Here is a 17,792-nt window from a genome sequence, read left to right as displayed (position 1 = left end):
TAACGTGACGGTTGAAACGAATATTAAAGTGACCGAGCAGGACGTGCGCTCCTTCTCGGCTTCTCATAAAGAACCAGAAGAGTTTACAAACTTGCGCATCCAGGCGCTGGCAGCTGCAGAAGCTTTACCGCTGCCAAAACCGGATAAGACAAAGATCGACAAATGGAATTTCACGGAATTTCCGGTGCACGCTGTGGAGAGCTCAACTTACAGCTCTTTAGAAGAATTGCCGGAAGAAGTGAAATCAGTCGTAGACTTAGAACAAAAAAATATTTATATCCAGCACAATAACACTCCTGCTTACTCGGCTCTTTCAGAAGACTTGAAAGCGAAAGGCGTTATTTTGACGGATATTTTCACGGCAATCCGCGAACATAGCGATCTTGTCGGAAAATACTTCATGAAAGAAGCTGTTCGTGCTGAAGAGCATAAATTGACTTCTCTCCATGCTGCTCTTTTAAATGGCGGTGTGTTCCTATACGTACCTAAAAACGTTGAAATTGAAGAGCCGGTACAAGTGGTATTCATCCACGACGACGAGCAGGCATCTCTTTTCAACCACGTATTGGTTGTAGCGGATACAAGCAGTAAAGTAACGTATGTCGAAAACTATTTCTCAACAATTCCGCATTCTAATGGATTGGCGAATATAGTTTCTGAAGTAATTGCTGAAGACAACGCAAGCATCACTTACGGTGCTGTAGACGTGTTGGCAGAAGGCTTTACCACTTACGTCAACCGCCGCGGAATTGCAAAACGCGATGCACGCATCGAATGGGCGATCGGCATGATGAATGACAGCGACACGATTTCTGAAAATACAACGCATTTAATCGGCGATAATTCAATCGGCGATACAAAAATGGTGGTTGTCGGACGCGGAACGCAAAAACAAAACTTTACCACTCAAGTAATCCACTGGGGCAAGAACTCTGATGGCCAAATCTTGAAGCATGGTGTCATGAAAGATTCTGCTTCTTCTATCTTTAACGGCATTGGCAAAATCGAGCATGGCGCGACAAAAGCCAATGCTGAACAGGAATCACGCGTATTGATGCTGAGCCCAGCGGCTCGCGGAGATGCGAACCCGATTCTTTTGATTGATGAAGATGATGTAACAGCCGGCCACGCTGCATCTGTCGGCCGCGTTGATCCGCTTCAATTGTATTACTTAATGAGCCGCGGGATTACAAAACAAGAGGCTGAACGTCTTGTTATTCACGGTTTCTTGGCGCCAGTTGTTAATGTGCTGCCAATCGAAGGCGTTAAAAAGCAATTGACGGAGGTTATCGAAAGGAAAGTCCGCTAATGATCAACCAAGAGATAAAAAGCTATTTCCCTATATTAAATCAGGAAATAAATGGCCATCCGCTTGTTTATCTGGATAGCGCAGCTACTTCACAAAAACCGGTCCAGGTTATCGAAGCGTTAAAGTCTTATTACGAATTCGATAACTCCAACGTCCACCGGGGGGTACATACCCTCGGCAACCGGGCTACGGAAAAATATGAAGGCGCTCGTGAGAAAGTCCGGAATTTCATCAATGCCAATTCAACAGAAGAAGTTGTTTTCCTTCGCGGAACGACAACGGCCATCAACTTAGTAGCGCAAAGCTACGGCAGAGCCAATGTTGAAGAAGGCGATGAAATCGTCATTACTTACATGGAGCACCATTCCAATATCATTCCATGGCAGCAATTGGCAAAAGAACGCGGAGCCATCTTGAAATACGTCGAGCTTGAAGAAGATGGAACGATTTCATTGGAGCAAGTTCGTGCCGCAGTCACTGAACGCACGAAAATCGTTTCCATGGTCTATGTATCCAATGTTCTTGGAACGATGAATCCTGTTAAGGAAGTTGCTGAAATTGCCCATGAAAATGGAGCAGTCATGGTAGTGGACGGAGCGCAAGCCGCCCCGCATCTGAAAATTGATGTGCAGCAGCTGGATTGCGATTTCTTCGCTTTTTCCGGACATAAGATGTGCGGTCCGACAGGCATCGGTGTCCTGTACGGCAAAAAAGCTTTATTGAACGACATGGAGCCTGTAGAATTCGGCGGAGAGATGATTGATTTCGTCGGATTATACGACTCTACATGGAAAGAACTGCCTTGGAAATTTGAAGGCGGAACCCCGATTATCGCTGGAGCGGTTGCACTCGGTGCAGCGATCGACTTCCTGAATGAAATCGGATTGAATGAAATTGAAAAACATGAACATCAAATGGCTGCCTATGCGATGGATAAGATGAGTGGAATCGAAGGCCTTTCGATTTACGGACCGAAAGATCCTGCGAAACGGGCGGGCATTGTGACGTTCAACCTGGAGGATGTCCATCCTCATGATGTGGCGACCGTCCTTGATATGAACGGCATTGCTGTTCGCGCCGGACACCATTGTGCTCAACCTCTTATGAAATGGCTGGAGGTATCAGCTACAGCACGCGCAAGCTTCTATCTCTATAATAACGAGTCGGATATCGACCGTTTAGTAGAAGGATTGCGTTCGGCAAAGGAGTATTTCAACGATGTCTACTAATAACTTAGATCAATTATACCGACGCGTAATCATGGATCATTACAAAACGCCGCGCAATAAAGGCACGCTGGAAAATGAAAACGTAAAAATCGATATGAACAACCCGACGTGCGGCGACCGCATTCATTTGACTTTGCAAGTGGAAGATGGCATCGTTAAAGATGCGAAATTCGACGGAGAAGGATGCTCGATTTCGATGGCATCCGCTTCGATGATGACGCAAGCCGTAAAAGGAAAAGATGTCGATACCGCAATGAAACTTTCAAGCATCTTTTCAGATATGATGCTTGGCAAAGATTATGATGATTCCATTGACCTTGGCGATATTGAAGCCTTGCAAGGCGTTTCCCAATTCCCGGCGCGGATCAAATGTGCCACGCTTGCTTGGAAAGCGATGGAAAAAGGCGTACAAAACGAAGACAAATCGTAACGAAGAACGGAGGAACGATGATGGCTAAAAAAATGCCGGAAATCGGTGATTATAAATATGGGTTCCACGACAAAGACGTATCCGTTTTCCGCTCAAAACGCGGATTGACGGAAGAAATCGTTCGTGAAATCTCAAACATCAAGAGTGAACCGGAATGGATGCTCGAATCACGCTTAAAAGCATTGAAATTGTTCTATTCAATGCCAATGCCGCAATGGGGCGGAGATTTAAACGCTTTGAATTTTGACGAAATTACGTATTACGTAAAACCGTCGGAAGCGAGCCAAACTTCATGGGACGAAGTTCCAGACGAAATCAAAGCCACATTCGACAAATTAGGGATTCCAGAAGCGGAGCAAAAATACCTTGCCGGTGTTTCTGCCCAGTATGAATCAGAAGTGGTTTACCACAACATGAAAGTGGAACTTGAGGACATGGGCATCGTCTTTAAAGACACGGACGCTGCGCTTCGCGAAAACGAAGACCTGTTCAAAGAGTACTGGCAGACGGTTATTCCAGCTGCTGACAATAAATTTGCTGCGCTAAATACAGCGGTATGGTCAGGCGGATCGTTCATCTATGTGCCAAAAGGCGTTAAAGTGGAATCTCCGCTTCAAGCTTATTTCCGCATCAACTCGGAAAACATGGGACAATTCGAACGTACATTGATTATCGTTGATGAAGGCGCAAGCGTTCACTATGTAGAGGGCTGTACAGCACCGGTTTATACAACGAATTCACTTCACTCAGCAGTTGTTGAAATCATTGTGAAAAAAGATGCTTACTGCCGTTATACAACGATCCAAAACTGGGCGAACAACGTCTACAACCTTGTAACAAAACGCGCATTCGTTGATGCGAACGGTACAATGGAATGGATCGACGGCAACATCGGTTCTAAATTGACGATGAAATACCCAGCTGTCTACCTTCGCGGTGAAGGCGCTCGCGGAATGACGCTTTCCATTGCGATTGCAGGGAAAGGGCAGCACCAGGATGCTGGAGCTAAAATGATTCACTTGGCTCCGAATACTTCATCTTCAATTGTTTCGAAATCCATTTCGAAACAAGGCGGTAAAGTATCGTACCGAGGAATTGTCCGTTTCGGCCGTAAAGCGGATGGCGCACGTTCAAACATTGAATGTGACACGTTGATCATGGACAACCAGTCAACTTCAGATACCATCCCTTACAATGAAATCTTGAACGACAATGTTTCATTGGAGCACGAAGCGAAAGTTTCGAAAGTATCGGAAGAGCAATTGTTCTACTTGATGAGCCGCGGCGTTTCTGAGCAAGAAGCGACAGAAATGATTGTAATGGGCTTTATCGAACCGTTCACAAAAGAACTTCCAATGGAATATGCGGTAGAAATGAACCGTTTAATCAAGTTCGAAATGGAAGGCTCTATCGGTTAATTTTCCAATACAGAAAGCCCGGTGCCTATAAGGCGCCGGGCTTTTTTGTTAATCCTGCTCATTTTATCGGCAGCATACCAGTTTCTTAATGGATATTTCTCAATGCTTCCCGTCGGCTGAGCGGCATAAGCGAATGACGTCCCGTAAAAGACCCGACCCATTCCGGATTGGTTTTGGCATATTCCCGCAATGCCCAACCGATCGATTTCTGGATGAAGAATTCTGTAGAGGCTGCGTGCTGCTGAACGATCATAGCCAATAATTCTCTGTCGGTCTCCCGTTTGTATTTCAATTGGTGCAAAATAGCGGCCCGATTCGTCCACACATTATCAGCCTCTGACCATTCAAGCATGATAGCTGATCCCTGCAGCCGGTCTGTAGCCACAACATGGCCGACAATTTTTGGTGCAATCGAATCTACGCTGTCCCACCAAGAGTCGCTTTCAATAAGCTGCCTTAAAGCAGGGAGGTCTTTTAGCGTTAACTGGCCCTTCCTTTTTTCAAGCAAAGCGATGGCGGCATAATGATATTCCCGCTCCGGCAAGCGGTATAGTTTCCAGACTTCTTCAATGAGCTGATCGGTTGAAGGCAAGTGATATTCTTCGAACTGCTGTTTTAATAAAGCGTTTCTGAGCGGGGTTTTAATGCCGAGAAAAGGGAATTGGTTGCGCATATAAGCAGCCATCGGCAAAGCCAGCTCCCCATTCCGGTTCGCTTCAAATTTTTCAACAAGTGCTTGATGATCCCACTTTTTTTTCATGGCGGCTTGCTCCTGTTCTATAGATAAGTGTAATTTCGGAAGGAACTGGGAAAAGGGAATAAAGGATATTTTCGCTTTATAAGCATCCTTTTCCTTCAAAGGCAGCTCTTAATAAGACGCCTTATTTTTTCTATGCTATCATAAAATAATAACGAATATTGGAGGCGGACTCATGATATATGTAGGATTGACTGGATGGGGCGACCATCCGGATGTCTATAGCCCAGGTTCTAAAAAAACAGAAAAGTTAATTGACTATAGTGCACATTTTCCAATTGTGGAATTGGATTCTTCTTTCTATGCGGTCCAGCCTGAACGGAATATCCGGAAGTGGATCAACGAAACGCCGGAAGGCTTCCAATTTGTCGTCAAAGCTTACCAGGGGATGACTGGGCATCAACGGGGAGAAAACCCGTTTGAAAGCCGTGACAAAATGTTCGAGGCCTTTATTTTATCGATACGGCCGCTAAAAGAAGCTGGAAAATTGGCGATGGTGCTATTGCAGTTTCCCCCGTGGTTTGATTGCCAAAAAGACAATGTGGAGCAGATCCGTGAAATCACGGGCCGCCTGAAAGAATTCGATCTGGCGGTAGAATTCCGCCATCAATCCTGGTATGCGCCTGAACTTCGCGATAAGACGCTTGAGTTTTTCAGAGAGAACAACCTGATTCACTCTGTCTGCGATGAACCGCAAGCGGGCGAAGGATCGATTCCTTTGGTTCCTGTATCTACACGGGAAGACAAAGTTTTGATACGGCTCCATGGGCGAAATGTCCATGGCTGGCTGAATCCGGGCCATGGCCAAAAATGGCGGGAAGTGCGCTATCTTTACGATTATAATGAAAAAGAACTGGCAGAAATCAGCGAAGCGGCCAAACTTCTGGAAAAATCGACGGACCGGGTTTATATTGTTTTCAATAATAACTCTGGCGGACACGCCGCAGGAGATGCGAAGCAATTCCAGGAAATGAACGGATTGGAATTCAATGGACTATCGCCGAAGCAGCTTGATTTATTCGATGGAGGGTTTTGATGATCTTTCTTTTGATCGCGCTTGTCGGTTTGCTTTCGGGTATCGTCGGAGCGCTAATCGGCCTTGGAGGCGGCGTTATTTTAGTGCCGGCGATGCTTTTTCTCGGAACTTCGTTCGCCTTTTTTCCGGAACTTCCGCCTCAGAAAATTGTCGGGCTATCTGTGATCATGATGATTTTCACCGGCCTGTCCTCTACGCTTTCTTATATGAAAGTCAAGACAGTGGATTACCGGAGCGGCCTGCTCTTTTTTGCCGGCAGCGCACCGGGGACGATTATCGGTGCTTTTGTCAATAAAGGATTGGATCTTCCTTCATTTCAATTGTATTTCGGTATTCTATTGGTTTTTCTGGCCTTGTTATTATTGGTGAAAGACCGGTTAAAAGCGGTCCATTGGTTTGTGCAAAACGGCCGAAATTTCACTTTCCGGGATTCGATGAACAAGGAATATGTATACGGCTATCCTGTGTGGTTTGCGCTGCTATTAACGTTTGGCGTAGGCTTTGCCTCCGGCTTATTCGGCATTGGCGGCGGATCGATCATGGTGCCGGCCATGATTCTACTGTTCTTATTTCCTCCCCATGTGGCGGTTGGGACTTCGATGTTCATGGTGTTTTTATCGGCCATTGTCAATTCCATCACCCATCTTTCGCTTGGCAACGTTCCATGGCTTTATACGCTGGCAGTGGTGCCAGGAGCCTATGTCGGGGCAAAAATAGGAGCCGCATGGAATAAAAAAGTGGATTCCGGGACACTCGTCGTTATTTTGCGGATTGCTTTGTTGGTTTTAGGGCTCCGGTCTGTTTACGAAGGAATATTTAGTTCTTAAAGAGGTGTAAGTCATGGGTGAAACCCTTCACATTTATCATACAAACGATGTGCACAGCCATTTTGCAAATTGGCCGCGCATCCGGTCATTACTGAAAGAGCGAAAGCGCTGGCACGAAGAAGCGGGAGATTTTTGCCTAGTCCTGGATATTGGCGACCACGTGGACCGCTCGCACCCTTTCACCGAAGGAACTTCCGGTAAAGGGAATATCGAATTGCTGAACGGCGCAGGCTACGACGCTGTGACCATCGGCAATAATGAAGGCATCACCTTGGCGAAAGAAGAGCTCAATTCGCTTTATCTGCAAGCGGATTTTGAAGTCATTGTGGCGAATTTATTTGATTTGGATGGCAGCCGCCCAGAATGGGCAAAAGCTTTTCATGTAATGGAAACAAAGAGCGGGATAAGGCTGGCTTTGGTCGGGGCTACAGCCGAATTCACGCCGTTCTATCGGCGTTTGGGATGGACAGTGACCGATGCGAAGGATTCAATTGTTCAAGCCGTTGAAACGGTTAAAGATCAAGCGGATTTCATCATCTGCCTGTCTCATCTCGGCATAAAAGAAGATGAACAGCTAGTGGAGTTATGTCCGGAAATCGATGTTTTGCTTGGCGCACACACCCACCACATTTTCCATGAAGGGAAAGTAATAGGGGATACATTGCTTGGAGCGGCAGGCAAATTTGGCATGTACATCGGCCATATCGCGGTCGATTTAGAAACCGGCGCCAAAGAAGCGGATTTAATCGAAACAGCTTTGCTTCAAAGTGTAGAAGAAGATTTTGATGATTTGCTCATTGCACAAGGCAAAGAACAATTGAATGATCCAATTTTCTACAATGAACAGGTACTGGATGCAGACTGGTTTAGGGACTCGAAACTTGCTGAGATGTTTGGGGAAGCGATGATTGAATTTTCAGGTGCGGATTGCGCCATCTTCAATGCAGGCCTCTTTATGGAAAATATGCCGCTCGGGACAGCGACGCGCTACGATTTTCATAAGATGCTGCCGCATCCGATCAATCCTTGTTTAATCGAATTGACAGGCGCCGAGCTGAAAGAAATTTATCTGCAATCGTTGAATGCCGATTGGCCGAAAATTGAATTGAAAGGGATGGGTTTCCGGGGAGCGGTTTTCGGCAAAATGATCCGCATCAATCTGTCCATGGAGAATCGGCAATTATTCATCGGGGAAATTCCAGCGAATCCAGACCAAACCTATAAACTGATCACTTTGGATATGTTCACGTTCGGCTATTTTTTCCCGTCCTTGAAACGCGCTCCGAAAAAATACTTTATGCCTGAATTCCTGCGGGATGTATTTAGCCAATATTTCAGAAGCAAAACGTTAAAATGAAAGAATATTCGAACTTGAAACACAGTTGATTTTGTCTTAATTATGGGCTATGCTAACTAAGAAATAAATTATATCGATGGGTAGAGGCTGCGGAATTTATCAGTACGGTGCGCGAGTTTGACAACGTTGAACGCATCTGAAAGGAAATTTTGCCGAAGTTCTTTTTTCACAGTCAATGGAAAAAGTGCTGGGGTCATTCTGAAGAAGAATGGCACTGTCATTTGCGTTTTGCGCAAATGAAGAGCTACAGGGATGTTTGATGTTTGATCACACAGACGAATTGTAGAAGGCTGATTGTACCCTTGGGGAGACAATCAGCCTTTTTTCTCTTCCATCCTACTAAAAAAGGAGGATTTTTTCATGGAGAATACGATTTTCTCAATTTTGCCGCCAATTATCGCCATTGCGATGGTATTATTGACGCGGCGCGTACTGTTGTCCCTTGGAGCAGGGATTATCGCGGCAGCATTTATTTACACTTCATTTGCGCCGGTAGCGGCATTAAAAGAGCTCTACATGTCTTTTGCGATTATTTTTTGGGACGGGGGCTTCAATGCTTATAATGTATTCATTATTCTTTTCTTGCTACTTTTAGGAGTCATCACCGCTTTTGTCAGCTTGTCTGGCGGAAGCCACGCTTTTGCGGAGTGGGCATCTACTCGGATTAAATCGAGAAGAGGCGCTAAGGTGGTAACAGTAATTTTAGGGATTGTCATTTTCATTGACGATTATTTCAATGCCCTGGCAGTAGGGCAAGTTGCCCGTCCGATTACGGACCGTTATAAAGTATCACGCGCGAAACTCGCTTATTTTATCGATTCGACAGCTGCGCCTGTCTGTGTGGTGTCGCCTGTATCGAGCTGGGGCGCTGCCATTATCGGTATTGTAGCTACCATATTAGCGGGCCAAACTTATGTTGAGTCCTCCGCTCTGGAAGCTTTTATATGGATGGCGCCAATGAACTTCTACGTGGTCGCTTCCCTAGCCATTGTCTTTTTTGTAGCCATCCGCGATGTGGATTTTGGTGAAATGAAAAAGCATGAGAAGCTGGCAATTACGAAAGGCCAATTGTTCGATCCGGCTAAAACAATTCCGGGCGAAATGAAAGAGGAATTTCCAAGCCATTCCCATGGCCGGGTTCTTGATTTATTGTTGCCGATCTTGGTATTGGTTGCCGGAACAGTCGGGGCTATGATTTGGACGGGTTACCAAAACTCAGATCAGGTTTTTGATATCTGGCTGATTTTCGAAAACACGGACGTTCCGGCCTCATTATTAGTGGGCGGAGGCCTCGGGGCTTTAACTTCCATTCTTCTCTATCTATTGCAGATGCGAAAAAATGAAACAGCGACAGCCGGTTGGGTAGGAAAAGGAATTTTCGCTGGAATCAAATCGATGATTGGAGCGGTTCTGATCCTTGTATTCGCATGGTCATTGACGTATTTGATTGGCAACCTGGAAACGGGACAGTATTTGGCGGATGTAGTGACGGAAGCAAATATGCCGACTTCCATCTTGCCGGTCTTGCTTTTCTTGCTGGCAGGTGTCATGGCTTTTTCTACCGGTACTTCTTGGGGATCATTCGGTATTTTGCTGCCGATCGCAGGGCAAATCATGTCTCAAGCTGAACCGGAATTATTATTGCCGACGTTGTCAGCAGTTTTAGCTGGCGCTGTATTCGGCGACCACTGTTCGCCGATTTCTGATACGACGATTTTGTCTTCTACAGGAGCTGGGAGCAACCATATGGACCATGTCGTTACTCAGTTGCCATACGCGATTACAGCTGCAGTAATTGCGGCAGTAGGGTATATTGTCATAGGTTTTACCAATTCCCTTTTGCTGGCTTTAGGAGTGGTAATTGTTATTTTAGCGATATTATTCGTTGTTTGGTCAAAACGTACAATCTTGTCAGAAAAACATGGGAATATAAAGTGATTGCAAAAGCAGGGAAAAACTTTCTCTGCTTTTTTATTATTCCAGAAATAGCTTTAATTAAAAAAACGAGAAATTATCTTTACTTTGGCAAACTCCCTCGTTATACTATTTTTAGATTAGCAATAATCTGAAAATAAACAAACTTCCTATTTTTCTGTAAGAAAATTGGAAGGATACTAAGGGGGAAGAGAGATGGAACGTTCGCAATGGGGTACGCGCGCTGGATTTATCATGGCGGCTGTCGGCTCGGCGGTAGGTTTAGGGAACATTTGGCGTTTTCCATATGTTGCCTATGAAAATGGTGGAGGAGCATTCTTTATACCGTACTTATTCGCTCTGTTAACCGCAGGGATACCAATTCTTATTTTGGAATTCACCATTGGCCATAAATACCGGGGATCGGCACCGCTATCGTTCTTCAGAATGAGCGGGAAGAAATTGGAATGGATGGGATGGTGGGCTGTTTTTGTATCATTCGTCATATCCGTCTACTATGCAGTGATCATTGCATGGGCAATGCGGTACACAATTTTCTCCTTCAATCAAGCTTGGGGAGACGATACAGAAGGATTCCTATTCAATGATTTTCTTCAATTGACTGTACAGCCGGGTGAAACTGGTGGAATAGTATGGGGTGTATTTATTCCGCTGGCACTTGTCTGGATTATTACCCTTGGCATTTTGCTTGCCGGAGTTAAAAAAGGAATTGAAATGGCTAACCGCATTTTCATTCCAACTTTAGTCGTAATTTTCTTGATTGTTGTTATCCGTGCTGTCACATTGGACGGAGCGTCTATGGGATTGGATGCATTCTTCAAACCGAATTTTGATGCCATCATGGATCCTTCGGTTTGGGTAGCGGCTTATGGCCATATTTTCTTCAGTTTATCGGTAGCATTTGCGATTATGATTACTTATGCAAGTTATCTTCCGAAAAAATCGGATATTACCAATAATGCCTTTATCACTGGATTTGCCAACTCGGCCTTCGAATTATTGGCAGGGATCGGCGTTTTCGCAGCACTTGGATTCATGGCTAGCCAACAAGGGGTTGCCGTGGCGGATGTCGCATCAGCTGGCGTCGGATTGGCATTTGTGGTATTCCCGCAGATCATCAATGAATTCCCAGGATTCAATGGCCTGTTCGGTGCATTGTTCTTCCTGTCATTAACGCTTGCTGGATTGACTTCCTTGATTTCCATCACTGAAACTTATGTAGCTGGTTTTTCTGAGAAATTCGGCATTGCGCGCAAAAAAGCGGTTCTGTTCGGCGGCGGTCTTGCTGCATTGATTTCTATCCTATTTGCAACTCAGGGTGGATTGTTCTTCTTGGATCTTGCCGATTACTACATCAACCAATTCGGTGTTGCATTCATCGGACTAGTCGAAGTGGTCCTGGTTGTTTGGGTATTCCGCAAAGCCGGTATGCTTCAGGAACACGCCAATGCTATTTCCGATATCCGCCTTGGCGGCTGGTGGAAATTCAGCTTAGGCATCATCACACCGATCGTTTTAGGTTATATGATGTTTGGACTATTGAAACTGAATATCCTTCAGGAATTTGATAATGAAACTGGGAACTATGAGGGCTACTCCAATATGTTTACATTAACTGGAGGAGTCGCAGTAGCGGCAGGTGCACTTGTTCTCGGGATCCTCTTCTCCATCGGCAAATGGCATAAAGACCATGCGCAATACGAAGAAAACAAATAAGGGAGGTTCACCATATGTCAACAAGTGCAATTATCGTCATGATCATTGGAATGGTAATTATCTGGGGCGGCTTAGCTGCCAGTATTGGGAACGCCGTTAGTAAAAGCAAAGCTAAGCGAAGTGTATAACCTTCCCTTTCCATAGTGCAATAGCAGTAGCCCGGAAGCTAACCCGCTTCCGGGTTTTTCATTTTACAGAAGATGGCAGATACTGTTGTGAGCAAAGATAGAATATGGTACATTTGGAAAGGATAATAAGCGAATACCGAAAACCAAGGAACGAAGGGATGATGTAGTTGTGTCAGAAAAGCAGGAACATCTTAGAAAGCCCGATTGGTTAAAAATTAAGCTTAATACAAATGAAAACTACACAGATTTAAAGAAAATGATGCGTGAAAATAACTTGAATACCGTCTGCGAAGAAGCGAAATGCCCTAATATTCATGAATGCTGGGGGAGCCGCCGTACGGCCACCTTCATGATTTTAGGGGCAGTCTGCACACGGGCTTGCCGGTTTTGTGCGGTTCAAACCGGACTTCCAAATGAACTGGATCTTCAAGAGCCGGAGCGGGTCGCAGATTCCGTGAAGCTGATGAATTTAAAGCATACGGTCATCACAGCGGTTGCCCGTGACGACTTAAGAGACGGCGGTTCTGGGGTGTTTGCAGAAACGGTTCGTGCGATCAAACGGAAAAATCCGTTTACGACAGTCGAAGTGCTTCCTTCCGATATGGGGGGAAGCGAAGAGAATTTAAGGACGTTGATGGATGCACAGCCTGATATTTTAAATCATAATATTGAAACGGTGAGGCGCTTGACGGCAAGGGTAAGAGCGCGTGCAAAATACGACCGTTCGCTGGAGCTGCTTCGGCGCTCCAAAGAAATGTATCCGGACATTCCGACTAAATCTTCTTTGATGATCGGCCTTGGCGAGACAAAGGAAGAAATTATGGAAGTGATGGATGATTTGCGCGCTAATGGCGTAGACATCATGACCATTGGCCAATACTTACAGCCTTCCAAAAAGCATTTGAAGGTGCTGAAATATTATTCGCCGAAAGAATTTAAAGAGCTTTGGGAAATTGCAATGGCGAAAGGCTTCTCGCATTGCCAAGCTGGTCCATTGGTGCGCAGCAGCTATCATGCGGATGAACAAGTCAATGCCGCTGCGAAAGAACGTCAACGTCTCGGAGATCAGCAAGTTGCAGGAGCGAACAGTTAAGAGGTGAAGACGACATGATTACGGTTGATAAATGGCAATACGAAGTGATAATCGATTATCGGGATGGCTTCCAAGAAGAAGCTTTGAACAATCGATACAGCGAAATCCTTTCCAAATACGATTACATTTTAGGCGATTGGGGATATGGCCAATTGCGTTTGAAGGGCTTTTTTGAAGACACGAACCATAAAGCTACGTACGATACAAAAATCAGCACATTGCAGGATTATCTCTATGAATACTGCAATTTTGGCTGCGCTTATTTTGTCATCAAAAAAGTTGGAAAAGCGCCGGAGCCAGCAACGGAAACGAAAGAAATTCCAGAACCAGCTACTGAAACCCTCGAAGCGGATGCATGATCCGCCGAGGGTTTTTCTTTGCGCCTATGATATGATAGAAGGTGGGAATACGATGAAAAGAACAGACCATCAGGAGGGTATAAGATGTATTTTATTGACCGGAACAAAATCACAGAAACCGTAACTTATATGGGGAAATTAATCGATCTTTATGAAGAGAAGGAGCACTGGGCTTCTTTCACGGAAGAACTTGCCTTGGAACGCATAGCAAGCAATATCATTGAATCGATTATTGATGTAGGGAACTCGATGATTGATGGGTTCATCATGCGCGATCCGGGAAGCTACGAAGACATTATCGATATTTTGACGGATGAAAAAGTGGTGACACCTGAAATGGATGAACCGTTAAAACAGGTCATTGGCTTGCGGAAAATGCTGGTGCGCGAATTTGCGGCTGTCAATCATCAGGAGCTGCAAGAAGTATTGAACCAGAACCTGGAAGAGCTAAAGAGTTTCAGGCCAAAAGTGGAATATTACTTGGAGCACGAATTGGGGCCAGTTTCAGCGTTTTTGCCGGAGAATAAAAATGAAAAATTATAAAGCTTATTGCCTGGATTTAGATGGAACGGTTTACCGGGGAAAAGAAGCCGTGCCGGATGCGCCAGGATTTGTGGCTCGGCTCCAAGCTAAGGGAATCGAACCTTTCTTTGTCACGAATAATGCTTCGAAGACGCAGGCGCAGCTGAATGCGAAGCTCGGAACGTTCGGTATTGTGACGGAAAATAAGCAAATCATGTCGTCTGCCATCGCTGCAGCCAAATACATCAGCCGCTGGTATCCAAATAAAAGCGTTTATATGATCGGCTCCGATGGGTTGAAGGATGCGCTTTGGCAGGAAGGCATTGAGCAAGTGGAAGAAAATGCGGATGTTGTAGTGATGGGGATAGATCCCGATATCAATTATGAAAAATTGGCGGTTGCCTGCCTGGAAATTCGAAAAGGGGCAGTTTTCTTATCAACAAACCGCGATCTCGCTTTTCCTTCGGAACGCGGGCTCGTGCCTGGAAATGGAGCGTTTACTACATTGGTGGCTGCTTCGACGGGCGTAGAGCCGGTCTATATCGGCAAACCGGAAGGGCATATGCTGGATGCCATTCTTTATGAGCACGGATTCGAAAAAGAAGAAATGGTCATGGTAGGGGACAACTACGAAACGGATATTTTAGCGGGCATCCATTTCGGTATTGATACTGTGCATGTCAATACAGGCGTCACGCCGATGGAAGAAGTGCTGGAGAAAGATGTTCAGCCTACTTATGCTCTGGAGAATCTGGCGTTATGGGAAGTTTAAGCCTGAAGAATTTCGGGCAAAAAAAATTAAGCCGCGGAAAGCGGCCTAAAATAATGGGTTTTCTTCTATAAACTCATAGACTTTCTGAGTCAATTCTTCAGGCGTATCGCCTTCAACGATTTCGCCGTTAACCAACGCATATAAGGATTCTGCACATTGGGTGCAGTAACTTAAACAGCCATATTCCAATACATCCAAATTTGAATCGCTTTCCAATTTCTCAAACGATTCCTGTGATCCGTTTGCCATGTTGCTAATACAAAATTCAACAATCGGTTTCATTTTGGTCACCTCGCTACTACGAAATCCTACCTTTTTTTATAGCGATAGTCAATTATTTGATTTCTTTGGAATGTATTGTGAAAGTTATCACAATCAGCTATACTCATATTTGAGAAATTAAGCAGACAGATGAAATTAAAGGAGATTTTTATGCGAAAACTAGTCTTACTTGGCGGAGGATACGGCAATATGCGTATATTGCTTCGTTTGTTGCCAAACAATTTACCCCTGGATACAGAAATCATCCTGATCGACCGCACCCCTTTCCACAGTATGAAAACAGAATTCTATGCACTTGCAGCGGGAACCGCATCTGACCATGAAGTTCGAGTGGCTTTCCCGGAAAGCGACCGCTTATCGCTTGTTCATGGTGAAATTCTGGAAATCGACTTGGAAGACAAATGCGTGCTGATGGAAAATGGAGACCGCGTTCAATACGATGACCTGGTGATCGGATTAGGCTGCGAAGACAAATACCACAGCGTGCCGGGAGCGGATGAATTCACATACAGCATCCAGACGATCGGCAAGTCGCGCGAAACATTCAAAACACTTTTAGGATTGCCGTCAGGCGCAGTCGTCGGCATTGTCGGCGCCGGCCTTAGCGGGATTGAGCTCGCAAGTGAATTGCGCGAAAGCAGACGCGATTTAAACATTAAATTATTCGACCGCAGCCCGCGGATTTTGCGTGATTTCCCGGAGCGTTTGAGTAATTTCGTGAAAAAGTGGTTTGATAACCACAATGTAGATGTAGTTTCCAATTCAAATATTACCAAAGTGGAGCCGAATCTTCTTTATAACCACGAAGAAACGATTCCAGTTGACGCTGTTGTCTGGACAGCCGGCATCCAGCCGGTTAAACCGGTTCGCGATCTGGGACTTGAAAGCGACAGCAGCGGACGCGTCGTGATCAACCAATACCATCAATTGCCGAACGACGAACATGTCTATGTAGTTGGGGACTGTGCAGCGCTGCCGATGGCTCCATCTGCCCAGCTTGCTGAAGAACAGGCGGAACAGATTGTTGAAGTATTGAAGCTGACTTGGAGAGACAAGCCGCTTCCTGAAAGCATGCCGGAAATTAAATTAAAAGGCTTCCTTGGCTCCCTCGGGAAAAAACAAGGGTTTGCTTACCTGGCCGACCGGACGGTTACCGGACGAATTGCGCGTCTGATGAAATCCGGCGTGCTTTGGATGTACAAATGGCATAATGGCTGATTCAAGAAAAGCGCGCTCATCTGATGATGAGTGCGCTTTTTTATATTAGTATTTATTCGGTTGCGGCAAAGCCGTGTTTTTCAAGTTCTTTGTAGACCGGCTTCAGTTGAACGTAGCCTTCGCCGACCACTTCGCCTTCCACCAGCACAAGCGGGTAGAAAAATTCATCGTCTAGGATTCGCTCGGCGTAGTCTTTTTGGTGCGCTTCCGTTTGCGGTTTCTCAATATCGATATACGTAATTGAAAATGGCTGGCCTTTGTATTTTCGAGAAATTGCCGCTTGCAGCCATTCATACGTATCAATGGAAGAAGGGGCATTCACGCAGCTTGCACAGATCACTTCGGTTCCGTACACTTCGATGGAAATTTCTTTTGTCATTTTCTAGACCTCCTGGAAATTCAATAGTGGCTTTTTCTACTCAATCACATTATAATGATTATAATGAAAGGAGTCGATATAAATGACTGAAGCTTTGATGGAAGATCAAGTAATGGAAGTCTTAGATAAATTACGTCCATTCCTTTTGCGTGACGGCGGGGACTGTGAATTAGTGGATGTAGAAGATGGGATCGTAAAACTTCGTCTTCTTGGTGCATGCGGAAGCTGCCCAAGTTCGACCATTACCTTAAAAGCGGGGATTGAACGTGCGTTAATGGAAGAAGTTCCTGGCGTTGTTGAAGTAGAACAAGTATTTTAATGCCAAGGGACCTTTCATAGGTCCCTTTTTTGCTACATATTGAAACTGGCAGAGCGGGTTGCTTGAATGGCTTTGCGCAATCTTGCTATGATGGGTATAAGGAGGCGATAATATGGCACAAGTAGTGGAGCTTACAGAAGCAGCTTCTTTCCAAGTGAAAGAAATGATGCGCCATAACGAAGAAGAAGGCGCATTTCTTCGTGTCGCTGTAAAAGGCGGCGGCTGCAGCGGATTGACGTACGGCATGGGGTTTGAAAAAGAGCACGGTCCAGAAGACGATGTGCTCGAACAATTTGGGCTTCAAATTTTGGTGGCAAAAGAAGACGCCCCTATTTTAAATGGGACAGTCGTTGATTACAAACAGTCGTTGATGGGCGGCGGATTTACGATCGAAAATCCAAACGCGATTGCTTCATGCGGATGCGGGACTTCGTTCCGGACGGCTAAAAAAGCGGGTACACCTGAGAACTGCTGATACTTAAAGAACGCCTGCCTTTTACTTTGTAGAAGGCAGGTGTTTTATTTTGCCGATATGTGCTGTTTTGCGGCAGAAAAGCGAACGCTGGAATGGCTATCTCGTGAAAGCTTTTGCCGATACGGGCCGAAGCTCTTGGAAAGCGGGAGAATCCAGTTGAAATCGACTGGTAAAAGGGCTAATATAGAGGGTAGGAGTTTATTGGCACTACTATGATTTCTAATTAAACTT

20 protein-coding genes and 1 riboswitch are annotated in these 17,792 nt (G+C 45.3%); of the genes, 17 read left to right on the top strand and 3 right to left on the bottom strand.

The window, feature by feature from the left end; translation table 11 throughout:
- Positions 1 to 4 precede the first annotated feature (4 nt).
- Genes sufD through sufB form a run of 4 tightly spaced genes read left to right on the top strand, consistent with a single transcriptional unit; the run spans position 5 to position 4,386 of the window.
- Positions 5 to 1,309, top strand: coding sequence for a Fe-S cluster assembly protein SufD (sufD, locus tag BN1080_RS11355; RefSeq protein WP_052654576.1), 1,305 nt, complete (start codon positions 5 to 7; stop codon positions 1,307 to 1,309).
- A complete protein-coding gene (locus BN1080_RS11350; RefSeq protein WP_052652179.1) occupies positions 1,309 to 2,538 on the top strand; it encodes a cysteine desulfurase in 1,230 nt (409 codons plus the stop codon). The genes sufD and BN1080_RS11350 overlap by 1 nt, the downstream gene beginning before the upstream one ends.
- On the top strand, positions 2,528 to 2,968 hold the full coding sequence (gene sufU / locus BN1080_RS11345) for a Fe-S cluster assembly sulfur transfer protein SufU (RefSeq protein WP_052652178.1): 441 nt from the start codon (positions 2,528 to 2,530) through the stop codon (positions 2,966 to 2,968). Before BN1080_RS11350 ends, sufU begins: the two co-directional genes overlap by 11 nt.
- A gap of 20 nt (positions 2,969 to 2,988) precedes the next feature.
- Positions 2,989 to 4,386 (top strand): Fe-S cluster assembly protein SufB, encoded by a 1,398-nt coding sequence (gene sufB / locus BN1080_RS11340; protein WP_052652177.1) that lies wholly within the window; start codon positions 2,989 to 2,991, stop codon positions 4,384 to 4,386.
- An 85-nt stretch (positions 4,387 to 4,471) separates the two neighbouring features.
- Here the strand turns inward: sufB and BN1080_RS11335 are convergent, their stop codons facing one another.
- Positions 4,472 to 5,146 carry a DNA alkylation repair protein gene (locus BN1080_RS11335; RefSeq protein WP_110925630.1) on the bottom strand — a complete coding sequence of 225 codons (675 nt, stop codon included), beginning with the start codon at positions 5,144 to 5,146 and terminating at the stop codon, positions 4,472 to 4,474.
- A gap of 172 nt (positions 5,147 to 5,318) precedes the next feature.
- On the opposite strand from BN1080_RS11335, the gene BN1080_RS11330 reads away from it, so the two are divergent.
- The 10 genes from BN1080_RS11330 to BN1080_RS11290 all read left to right on the top strand — a co-directional run bounded on the left by BN1080_RS11330 (position 5,319) and on the right by BN1080_RS11290 (position 14,888).
- On the top strand, positions 5,319 to 6,179 hold the full coding sequence (locus tag BN1080_RS11330; protein ID WP_052652176.1) for a DUF72 domain-containing protein: 861 nt from the start codon (positions 5,319 to 5,321) through the stop codon (positions 6,177 to 6,179).
- Positions 6,179 to 7,006, top strand: coding sequence for a sulfite exporter TauE/SafE family protein (locus tag BN1080_RS11325; protein WP_052652175.1), 828 nt, complete (start codon positions 6,179 to 6,181; stop codon positions 7,004 to 7,006). The genes BN1080_RS11330 and BN1080_RS11325 overlap by 1 nt, the downstream gene beginning before the upstream one ends.
- 13 nt (positions 7,007 to 7,019) lie before the next feature.
- Positions 7,020 to 8,363, top strand: coding sequence for a bifunctional metallophosphatase/5'-nucleotidase (locus BN1080_RS11320; RefSeq protein WP_052652173.1), 1,344 nt, complete (start codon positions 7,020 to 7,022; stop codon positions 8,361 to 8,363).
- A gap of 73 nt (positions 8,364 to 8,436) precedes the next feature.
- A riboswitch (Lysine riboswitch) is annotated at positions 8,437 to 8,618 on the top strand.
- A gap of 105 nt (positions 8,619 to 8,723) precedes the next feature.
- Positions 8,724 to 10,301, top strand: coding sequence for a Na+/H+ antiporter NhaC family protein (locus BN1080_RS11315; protein WP_052652171.1), 1,578 nt, complete (start codon positions 8,724 to 8,726; stop codon positions 10,299 to 10,301).
- Positions 10,302 to 10,493: 192 nt separating this feature from the next.
- On the top strand, positions 10,494 to 12,014 hold the full coding sequence (locus tag BN1080_RS11310; protein WP_052652169.1) for a sodium-dependent transporter: 1,521 nt from the start codon (positions 10,494 to 10,496) through the stop codon (positions 12,012 to 12,014).
- A gap of 14 nt (positions 12,015 to 12,028) precedes the next feature.
- Complete coding sequence (locus tag BN1080_RS17035) at positions 12,029 to 12,142, top strand: methionine/alanine import family NSS transporter small subunit (RefSeq protein ID WP_110925629.1); 114 nt, start codon at positions 12,029 to 12,031, stop codon at positions 12,140 to 12,142.
- Between the two features lie 133 nt (positions 12,143 to 12,275).
- On the top strand, positions 12,276 to 13,235 hold the full coding sequence (gene lipA / locus BN1080_RS11305; protein WP_110925628.1) for a lipoyl synthase: 960 nt from the start codon (positions 12,276 to 12,278) through the stop codon (positions 13,233 to 13,235).
- 14 nt (positions 13,236 to 13,249) lie between these two features.
- The gene (locus BN1080_RS11300) at positions 13,250 to 13,594 is read left to right on the top strand and encodes a YutD family protein (protein WP_052652165.1); all 345 of its coding nucleotides are present in this window, start codon (positions 13,250 to 13,252) and stop codon (positions 13,592 to 13,594) included.
- Between the two features lie 84 nt (positions 13,595 to 13,678).
- Positions 13,679 to 14,137, top strand: a complete 459-nt coding sequence (gene hepT, locus BN1080_RS11295) for a type VII toxin-antitoxin system HepT family RNase toxin (protein WP_052652163.1) — start codon at positions 13,679 to 13,681, stop codon at positions 14,135 to 14,137.
- Positions 14,124 to 14,888: a TIGR01457 family HAD-type hydrolase gene (locus tag BN1080_RS11290; protein ID WP_052652161.1), complete on the top strand. Its 765-nt coding sequence runs from the start codon at positions 14,124 to 14,126 to the stop codon at positions 14,886 to 14,888. Before hepT ends, BN1080_RS11290 begins: the two co-directional genes overlap by 14 nt.
- Positions 14,889 to 14,933: 45 nt before the next feature.
- Here BN1080_RS11290 and BN1080_RS11285 read toward each other — a convergent pair whose 3' ends face one another.
- The gene (locus BN1080_RS11285; RefSeq protein ID WP_052652159.1) at positions 14,934 to 15,170 is read right to left on the bottom strand and encodes a YuzB family protein; all 237 of its coding nucleotides are present in this window, start codon (positions 15,168 to 15,170) and stop codon (positions 14,934 to 14,936) included.
- A gap of 150 nt (positions 15,171 to 15,320) precedes the next feature.
- Between BN1080_RS11285 and BN1080_RS11280 the strand changes: the two genes are divergently transcribed.
- Complete coding sequence (locus BN1080_RS11280) at positions 15,321 to 16,388, top strand: NAD(P)/FAD-dependent oxidoreductase (protein ID WP_052652157.1); 1,068 nt, start codon at positions 15,321 to 15,323, stop codon at positions 16,386 to 16,388.
- Between the two features lie 52 nt (positions 16,389 to 16,440).
- Here BN1080_RS11280 and BN1080_RS11275 read toward each other — a convergent pair whose 3' ends face one another.
- Positions 16,441 to 16,767, bottom strand: coding sequence for a YuzD family protein (locus BN1080_RS11275; RefSeq protein ID WP_052652155.1), 327 nt, complete (start codon positions 16,765 to 16,767; stop codon positions 16,441 to 16,443).
- 82 nt (positions 16,768 to 16,849) lie between these two features.
- On the opposite strand from BN1080_RS11275, the gene BN1080_RS11270 reads away from it, so the two are divergent.
- Together BN1080_RS11270 and BN1080_RS11265 are read left to right on the top strand one after the other, a co-directional pair.
- On the top strand, positions 16,850 to 17,086 hold the full coding sequence (locus tag BN1080_RS11270) for a NifU family protein (RefSeq protein WP_052652153.1): 237 nt from the start codon (positions 16,850 to 16,852) through the stop codon (positions 17,084 to 17,086).
- 112 nt (positions 17,087 to 17,198) lie between these two features.
- Positions 17,199 to 17,561, top strand: a complete 363-nt coding sequence (locus BN1080_RS11265) for a HesB/IscA family protein (protein ID WP_052652151.1) — start codon at positions 17,199 to 17,201, stop codon at positions 17,559 to 17,561.
- The last annotated feature ends 231 nt before the right edge of the window (positions 17,562 to 17,792 follow it).

The sequence above is a fragment of the Planococcus massiliensis genome, assembly GCF_000821325.1.
Lineage (GTDB): Bacteria > Bacillota > Bacilli > Bacillales_A > Planococcaceae > Planococcus > Planococcus ruber.
This window is presented reverse-complemented; position numbering and strand designations above follow the sequence as displayed.

What these genes read in the sequence shown, in the direction of transcription:
- sufU (WP_052652178.1), top strand. Translation starts at nt 2,528, where the DNA reads ATGTCTACTAATAACTTAGATCAATTATACCGACGCGTAATCATGGAT.
- BN1080_RS11335 (WP_110925630.1), bottom strand. Translation starts at nt 5,146, where the DNA reads ATGAAAAAAAAGTGGGATCATCAAGCACTTGTTGAAAAATTTGAAGCG.
- BN1080_RS11325 (WP_052652175.1), top strand. Translation starts at nt 6,179, where the DNA reads ATGATCTTTCTTTTGATCGCGCTTGTCGGTTTGCTTTCGGGTATCGTC.
- BN1080_RS11300 (WP_052652165.1), top strand. Translation starts at nt 13,250, where the DNA reads ATGATTACGGTTGATAAATGGCAATACGAAGTGATAATCGATTATCGG.
- BN1080_RS11320 (WP_052652173.1), top strand. Translation starts at nt 7,020, where the DNA reads ATGGGTGAAACCCTTCACATTTATCATACAAACGATGTGCACAGCCAT.
- BN1080_RS11285 (WP_052652159.1), bottom strand. Translation starts at nt 15,170, where the DNA reads ATGAAACCGATTGTTGAATTTTGTATTAGCAACATGGCAAACGGATCA.
- BN1080_RS11310 (WP_052652169.1), top strand. Translation starts at nt 10,494, where the DNA reads ATGGAACGTTCGCAATGGGGTACGCGCGCTGGATTTATCATGGCGGCT.
- BN1080_RS11280 (WP_052652157.1), top strand. Translation starts at nt 15,321, where the DNA reads ATGCGAAAACTAGTCTTACTTGGCGGAGGATACGGCAATATGCGTATA.
- BN1080_RS11265 (WP_052652151.1), top strand. Translation starts at nt 17,199, where the DNA reads ATGGCACAAGTAGTGGAGCTTACAGAAGCAGCTTCTTTCCAAGTGAAA.
- BN1080_RS11330 (WP_052652176.1), top strand. Translation starts at nt 5,319, where the DNA reads ATGATATATGTAGGATTGACTGGATGGGGCGACCATCCGGATGTCTAT.
- BN1080_RS17035 (WP_110925629.1), top strand. Translation starts at nt 12,029, where the DNA reads ATGTCAACAAGTGCAATTATCGTCATGATCATTGGAATGGTAATTATC.
- BN1080_RS11350 (WP_052652179.1), top strand. Translation starts at nt 1,309, where the DNA reads ATGATCAACCAAGAGATAAAAAGCTATTTCCCTATATTAAATCAGGAA.
- BN1080_RS11290 (WP_052652161.1), top strand. Translation starts at nt 14,124, where the DNA reads ATGAAAAATTATAAAGCTTATTGCCTGGATTTAGATGGAACGGTTTAC.
- BN1080_RS11275 (WP_052652155.1), bottom strand. Translation starts at nt 16,767, where the DNA reads ATGACAAAAGAAATTTCCATCGAAGTGTACGGAACCGAAGTGATCTGT.
- hepT (WP_052652163.1), top strand. Translation starts at nt 13,679, where the DNA reads ATGTATTTTATTGACCGGAACAAAATCACAGAAACCGTAACTTATATG.
- BN1080_RS11270 (WP_052652153.1), top strand. Translation starts at nt 16,850, where the DNA reads ATGACTGAAGCTTTGATGGAAGATCAAGTAATGGAAGTCTTAGATAAA.
- sufB (WP_052652177.1), top strand. Translation starts at nt 2,989, where the DNA reads ATGGCTAAAAAAATGCCGGAAATCGGTGATTATAAATATGGGTTCCAC.
- BN1080_RS11315 (WP_052652171.1), top strand. Translation starts at nt 8,724, where the DNA reads ATGGAGAATACGATTTTCTCAATTTTGCCGCCAATTATCGCCATTGCG.